The organism is Blastomonas sp., from assembly GCF_041747255.1.
Classification (GTDB): Bacteria; Pseudomonadota; Alphaproteobacteria; order Sphingomonadales; family Sphingomonadaceae; genus Blastomonas.
Map to the genome: position 1 here is coordinate 1 of NZ_JBGTFM010000178.1, position 6670 is coordinate 6670.

The window sequence follows — 6670 nt, forward strand, 5'->3', positions numbered from 1 at the left end:
GCGCTGCGTGACAGCCGGCAGGTGCGTGCGCGCGGGCTCGAGCTCAACCCGGCGAACGTCAGCGCGGCGGTGGCGCGCGGGCTGTCGGTCATCCAGGGCGATGCCGACGCCGATCTTGCCGATTATCCGTCGGACAGCGTCGATTATGCGATTCTCAGCCAGACGCTGCAGACGACGCGCGCGCCGCATCTGGTGCTCGAACAGCTGCTGCGCATCGGGCGGCAGGCGTTCGTCAGCTTTCCCAACTTTGCGCACTGGCGGATCCGGGCGTCGCTGCTGACGCGCGGGCAGATGCCGGTCACCCGGCTGATCCCCGAGGCGTGGTATGAAACGCCAAACATCCACCATGTCACCATCGATGATTTCCGCGCGCTGATAAAATCACGCGACTGGACCTGCGACGGGACATGGTTCTTGTCGGGCGACCAGCAGACATCGCGCGGCATGGCCAATCTGCTTGCCGAACACGCGGTGTTCCTGCTGCGTCGCTGAGCATCTTGAGGGCTGGGTGAAGACATGAAGATTGCAATCGTGGGTGCAGGGCTGGCCGGGCTGACAGCGGCAACCGATCTGGCGGCGGGGGGGCATGAGGTTGCGCTGTTCGACAAGGCACGCGGACCCGGCGGGCGGATGTCGACGCGCCGGATCGAAACGCTGCAGGGCACTGCATATTTCGATCACGGCACGCAATATTTCACGGTGCGTGACCCCGGTTTTGTCGACCAGGTGGCGGCGTGGGAGGCCGCGGGCGTCGCGGCACGCTGGCCTGCTGCGGGTGAGAACGCATGGGTCGGCACGCCCGGGATGAACGCGATCATCAAGGCGCTCGCTGCGCCGCTCGATGTCACATGGCAGTGCCGGATCGCGGCGCTGGAGCAGACCGGCGACGGTTGGCGGCTGACCCATGACGGCGGCAACGTGGAGGCTGATGCAGTGGTGGTCGCGGTGCCCGCCGAACAGGTCGCGGACCTTATGCCAGCGGGGGCCGAGGCGTGGGGGACGCTGGCAAAGTCTACCATATCCGCGCCGTGCTGGACGGTGATGGCGGCGTTCGATACGCCGCTTGCTAGGGCGGGCGATGTGCTGCGCGATGCCGGACCCATCGGCTGGGCGGCGCGCAACAGCGCCAAACCGGGGCGGACCGGTCCGGAAAGCTGGGTCATTCAAGGCTCGCCCGCATGGTCGGCGGCGCATCTTGAGGATGACGCCGATGCCGTGATCGCGGCTTTGTTGAGCGCGTTTGCCAGGGCGACCGGTGAGTCGCTGCCCGAACCGCTGACGGCGCAGGCGCACCGCTGGCGTTATGCGTTGTCGGGCGCTGCGGGCAAAACGGCTTTGTGGGATGAGATGCTGAAGCTGGGGCTGTGCGGTGACTGGCTCATCGGCCCCCGGATCGAGAGCGCCTGGGCCTCTGGCCGGGCGCTCGCCGCTGTGATTGCGGAGCGTTAAAGCATTTTCAAATTGACCGCTTGCGGTCAATGACTCGGAAAATGAGGATCCAAAAATTAAGAGCGTCTTCGCCCAAGGTGAAAATGCTCTAGATCAGGCGATCGCGGCCGGGCCGATGCTGGCCACGATCAGGATGAGCGAGCAGACCACCGACAGCACACCGGCGAACAGGTGGCTCTGGGCGTTGGAGAGGTTCAACATGATTTTGGTCCTTTGTGCGAATGGGTTGGCGTTGGTGATCAGGCGATCGTGCCGGGCATGACGCTGGCGGCGATCAGGATGGCCGAGCAGAGGCTGGCGAGGGCGAGGGCAAGTGCGTGCATGATATGGGTCCTTTGCAAGTGTGTGCTGTGACGTGATCAGACGATGGTGCCGGGAACGACACTGACGCCGATGAAGAAGCTGGAGGTGACGACGGCGAGTGCGACGGCGAACAGCTGGGCCTGAACGTTGGAAAAGATGGTCATGATGGTTGTCCTTTTTGATCTCAGTGGTCATCCGAACCCGATTGTCCGGAGATGCCAGAAACATTGCACGGGCCGTGCCAGTTTGAATAATGTCTGTTTTACAAATACTTATGCGTACGATGGAAATTTCCGAACATGAACGTATGCTGACTATCGGTGTTTTTTCCCACTTTTTGGTTTTGCGCGGTAGATGGCTGGCACTTCGTCCGCCGCTGGGCTAGCCTGACCCTGATTTCATGCGAGTTCAGGGGCGCGACGTTATGCAGTTATCCGCTTTGCCATCACTTTTTGCCGCGCTGCTGCTGGTGACGCTGATGCCCGCAGGTGCCGCCCAGGCCGCCGATAATCTGGCCGAGGCCGAAGCTCCAACGATGCCTGCGATCCTGACGCTTCGCGAACAGGCGGCGCTGCGCGATGCATGGCTCGGCGAGCGGCTGGAAAAGGTGGTGCCGGCGCTGATGCGCGCGCATGGTGTCGATATGTGGGTGCTGATCGCACGCGAATATGCCGAGGACCCGGTGGTCGCAACCATGCTCGATGCACGCTCGATGCACGCGCGGCGGCGCACCATCCTGGTGTTCTTTGATCCGGGCGAAGGCCAGCCGGTCGAGCGGCTGACGGTCAGCCGCTACGGCCTGGCCGGGCTGTTCACGCCCGTCTGGCAGCCTGAGAGCCAGCCCGACCAATGGCAGAGGCTGGCCGAAGTCATCGCCGAGCGCGACCCGCAGACCATCGCGCTCAACATATCGGGCCAGACCGCGCTCGCCGACGGCCTGACCCACAGTCAGCACGAGGCGTTCGTCGCTGCTCTGCCCGAAGCCTATCGCGCCCGCATCGTACCCGCGACGTCGCTGGCCATCGGTTGGCTGGAAACGCGCATCCCGGCAGAAATGGAGGCGTATCCCGGCATCGTGCGCATCGCCCATGCGATCATCGCCGAAGCGCTGTCGGATGCAGTGATCACGCCAGGCACCACCAAGGCCGAAGATGTGCAATGGTGGATGCGCGAGAAGGTCTCGGCGCTTGGCCTCAAAGTGTGGTTCCACCCCTCGCTCGCCATTTTCCGCGCCGGACAGGACGCCGAACTGAGCGGCGATGCGGTGATTGAGCCCGGCGACATGCTATGGACCGATTTCGGCATCACCTATCTGGGGCTCAACACCGATACCCAGCATCTCGCCTATGTGCTGAAACCCGGTGAGGACGATGCGCCCGATGGACTTAAGGCGGGGCTCGCCGCCAACAACGCGGTGCAGGATGCGCTGACCGACCAGTTCCGCACCGGGCGCAGCGGCAACGGGCTGCTCTCGCTGGCGCGCGCGCGTGCGATCAGCGAGGGGCATCAGCCGAGCATCTATTCGCACCCGATTGGTTATCACGGCCATGGTGCAGGACCCGCCATCGGCTTTTGGGATGACCAGAACCCGACGCCTGCGGGCGAATATCCGCTACGCGCCAACACCGCCTGGTCGATTGAGCTGGCGGTCACCCGGGTGGTGCCCGAATGGGGCGACCAGCCGGTCTCGTTCCGCACCGAGGAAGATGCGTTTTTCGATGGCGAACGGGTCAGCTATCTCGATGGACGGCAAAGCGCGTTTCACCTCATTCGCGGGGCATCAAACACGCCTGTGGCCGAACCGATCATGACCGAGGCACTGCCCGCTGCCGAATGAGGGCGTGTGTTACACCCGCCCGCTGAAAATCGCCCATGCGGCGAGCGCATTCATGCCGGTGTAGATCAGGTAAGCCGGCAGCGCGATGCCCCATTCGAGCGTCGCAAAGCTGAGCGCCGACAGCAGGATCAGGAATTCGAGCATATAGCTGCCCTTGCCGCGCATGAACCGGCTGAGCGCGGCGCGCATCTGCCGCGCCATCGGGTGGTCGGCCTCCATCGTCGCCTTGTGCAGCGCGAAATTAGCAACGCCGCACAGGAAGATGATGAACACCGACACGGCGGTTATGCCCTAAACGCTTGCGGAGCGGGCCGATTCACCGCGCCCGCAGTGCTTGCGCTTTCCTCCACCGGCCGGGCTTCGATTTCCTGCTCAAGGAACGCCTGGATGTGCGGCCAGTCGTCGCGTGTCCGCCGGTTGCCGCGCAGCGCCAGCACCGCATACAGCACGATGATGCCGACCGGCAGCGCGAGCAGCTTGGCGGGCTCTGCCTGAAACGGCCCGGCGGGCAGGCCGATGGCGAGCCCGTAGAACACCGCCAGCCCAGCCGTGATTACAAGATAGCCGGGCAGCCAGCCGGGCGAGCGAAATGCGCCGGTGATGCGCGATCCGCTGCCTTCGGGCGTGATCGTCGCTTTGAGATAATGCGCGCCATAAGGGAAAATGCCCTTGCGCTCGCGGCTCAGCGTCATGTTGTGCGTATCGCCCGCGCCCCAGATGCGCTCCTCGGCATCGGCCATCGGATCGTTCATGATCGCCTGCAACCGCGCCGCAATCGCGGACGGGTCGAGCGGCGTGTAGAGATCGACATCGTGTCCCATGCACGCGACGATAGCGGATCGCCGCGACAGCGAAAGCCGCAAAATCATGCACGAGCATCCGCGTGCAAGCGCGCTGCCGAGGGGTTGATTCCGCATGTTTCGATTGGCATAAACACCATAGGGGCGCCAACTGACCGTCAGCATCAGCGACGGCACCAACCGGACCTTCGTTTATGCTCATTGACGCCCTGTCCGCCGCCGCAGCATCGGCCAGCACGACCGCTGATCTGGTCAACCACCACGCTTTCGTCAATCTGGCCTCGCGGCTGCACTGGTCAGTGATCGTCTCGGCGCTGGTGTTGGCCTGCGTCGCCTGGCGGCTGAACCGGGATCGGGACCCCAATGCCCGTAGCAAGGGCTTTTTCGCGTATCTGTTTCCGCGTCACATTTGGCTGCACCGTTCGGCGCTGCTCGATTACCGCTTTGTGTTTTTCGACAAGCTGGTGATCGCGCTGCTGCTCGCGGGGGTGACCTTGCTGGTCGTGCCCGGCGCCGAGGACCTGGCCGATGACATTGGCGACGAGATCGTCGATCAGGTGATCGAGGCCGATTACTGGGTGGTGCTGGCCTATACGGCAGTGCTGCTGCTGTTCGACGATTTTCTGCGCTACTGGACGCACCGCATGATGCACACCAGCCGCGTCCTGTGGCAGTTCCACAAGGTGCATCATTCGCCCGAGGTGCTGGTGCCGATCTCGCAGATGCGCCATCATCCGGTCAACGGCATCATCAATCTGGCGCGCAACGGCTTTTCGACCGCAGTTGTGACAGGCGCGTTCGTGCTGATGTTTCCCGGTGATCTGAATGTCGTCACCATATTGGGAGTCAATGCCGGGCGGATGGTGTTCTACCTGACCGGGGGGAACTTGCGCCATTCGCATGTCTGGCTCAGCTTCGGTCCGGTGCTGTCGCACATCTTCATCAGCCCGGCGCAGCACCAGATCCATCACAGCAAGGCACCTGAGCACATCGACCGCAATTTCGGATCACAGTTTGCGCTGTGGGACTGGATGTTCGGCACGCTCTATGTGCCAAAGCAGTTTGAACCGCTTGAGCTTGGCATCGATGCCGATTCGACCGAACGGATGCGCACCATCCGCGGCCTGTATGTTGAGCCGGTCAAGGATGCGGTGAAGGTCTGGCGCGCGCGCCGCGCTGACCCAATGGCAAGCCGCGTCAGCCCGCCAGCTGAATGATCTGTGCGCTTGGGCGCTTGGCGAGGCGGTAGACGGGCATGTCGCCCACGCCCTTCAGAGGCAGCATCTGCGGCGGATCGAACTGGCGCTCGCCGCGTCCCCGCATCCAGGTGGCTTCGGAAACCGCGATGCCGTCGGGATGCGCCGCGCCCTCGATGCGCGCGGCGATGTTCATCGTCTCGCCCCAGTAATCATAGGCCATGCGGGTTTCGCCGATCACCCCGCCCACCACCGGCCCTGTATGGATGCCGATGCGGATGTGCAGATCGATGCCGGTTGCGGTGCGCAGCTCATCCAGCCCGGCAATCACAGCTTCGCCAAAGCGGATCGCGGCATCGGCGCTGTTGCGCGCGGGCGCATTGCCGCCGCTGATCGCGAGATAGGCATCGCCGATGGTCTTGACCTTCTCGATGCCCGTGTCCGCAGCGCAGCGGTCTGCCAGCTGGAAAAATCCGTTGAGCAGATCGACCAGATGCCCCGGAGATATCCGCCGCGACAGATCAGAAAAGCCGCAGATGTCGATGAACACGACCGACACATCGGGATATGAATCGGCAACCACCTCGCCCGCCTTGAGCCGCGCGGCGACCGCAGGCGGCAGCACATTGAACAGCAGCTCCTCGGTTTTGGCGCGCTCCGCCTCAAGCGCCTCGCCCATCATGAAGGTCTTGGCGTTCGCATTGCCGATCGACCAGTTGAGCAGCACCATCACGATCGCGCTGGTGACATAGGCGAGGCTCGCATAGATCAGGGGGACCAGATCGACCTCGGTCAGCACAAGCACCGCGAAATAGGCGAGGGCATGGCTGCCCAGCCAGACGGCGAACCAGCGCATCTGCCCGGCAAAGGCCATTGCGGCGAAGGCCATGACGATCAGCCCGTTGATCGCGATCGAGGCGTGCAGCTGTACGTTGACGCGCTGCATTTCATCGAACAGCAGCGCATTTTCGGCCATGATCAGCAAAGCGACGGCCAGCAGGGCAACGAAATCAATCAGCGGCAGACTGGCATAGCCCCGCCAGTATGTCGCGGCGGCATAGCCTGCCAGCACGGCAAGTGCGGGC

General features: G+C 63.5%; 7 protein-coding genes. 4 read left to right on the forward strand and 3 right to left on the reverse strand.

The window, feature by feature from the left end; genetic code table 11:
- The 3 genes from ACEW8G_RS06335 to ACEW8G_RS06345 form a co-directional block, all read left to right on the forward strand.
- Positions 1-492, forward strand: a 492-nt coding sequence (locus ACEW8G_RS06335; protein ID WP_373487592.1) for a methionine biosynthesis protein MetW, incomplete at its 5' end; no start/stop codon positions are given.
- A gap of 24 nt (positions 493-516) precedes the next feature.
- Positions 517-1449 carry an NAD(P)/FAD-dependent oxidoreductase gene (locus tag ACEW8G_RS06340; RefSeq protein ID WP_373487593.1) on the forward strand — a complete coding sequence of 311 codons (933 nt, stop codon included), beginning with the start codon at positions 517-519 and terminating at the stop codon, positions 1447-1449.
- Between the two features lie 742 nt (positions 1450-2191).
- Positions 2192-3589, forward strand: a complete 1398-nt coding sequence (locus ACEW8G_RS06345; protein WP_373487594.1) for a M24 family metallopeptidase — start codon at positions 2192-2194, stop codon at positions 3587-3589.
- Positions 3590-3598: 9 nt separating this feature from the next.
- On the opposite strand, the gene ACEW8G_RS06350 is transcribed toward ACEW8G_RS06345, so the two are convergent.
- Positions 3599-3868: a hypothetical protein gene (locus tag ACEW8G_RS06350; RefSeq protein ID WP_373487595.1), complete on the reverse strand. Its 270-nt coding sequence runs from the start codon at positions 3866-3868 to the stop codon at positions 3599-3601.
- 5 nt (positions 3869-3873) lie between these two features.
- Positions 3874-4410 (reverse strand): hypothetical protein, encoded by a 537-nt coding sequence (locus tag ACEW8G_RS06355; protein ID WP_373487596.1) that lies wholly within the window; start codon positions 4408-4410, stop codon positions 3874-3876.
- Positions 4411-4583: 173 nt separating this feature from the next.
- Here ACEW8G_RS06355 and ACEW8G_RS06360 point away from each other — a divergent pair, with 173 nt between their 5' ends.
- The gene (locus ACEW8G_RS06360; RefSeq protein WP_373487597.1) at positions 4584-5606 is read left to right on the forward strand and encodes a sterol desaturase family protein; all 1023 of its coding nucleotides are present in this window, start codon (positions 4584-4586) and stop codon (positions 5604-5606) included.
- On the opposite strand, the gene ACEW8G_RS06365 is transcribed toward ACEW8G_RS06360, so the two are convergent.
- Positions 5587-6670 (reverse strand): adenylate/guanylate cyclase domain-containing protein (locus tag ACEW8G_RS06365; RefSeq protein WP_373487598.1); only part of this gene is annotated, 1084 nt, incomplete at its 5' end. The two genes, ACEW8G_RS06360 and ACEW8G_RS06365, sit on opposite strands and share 20 nt — an antisense overlap.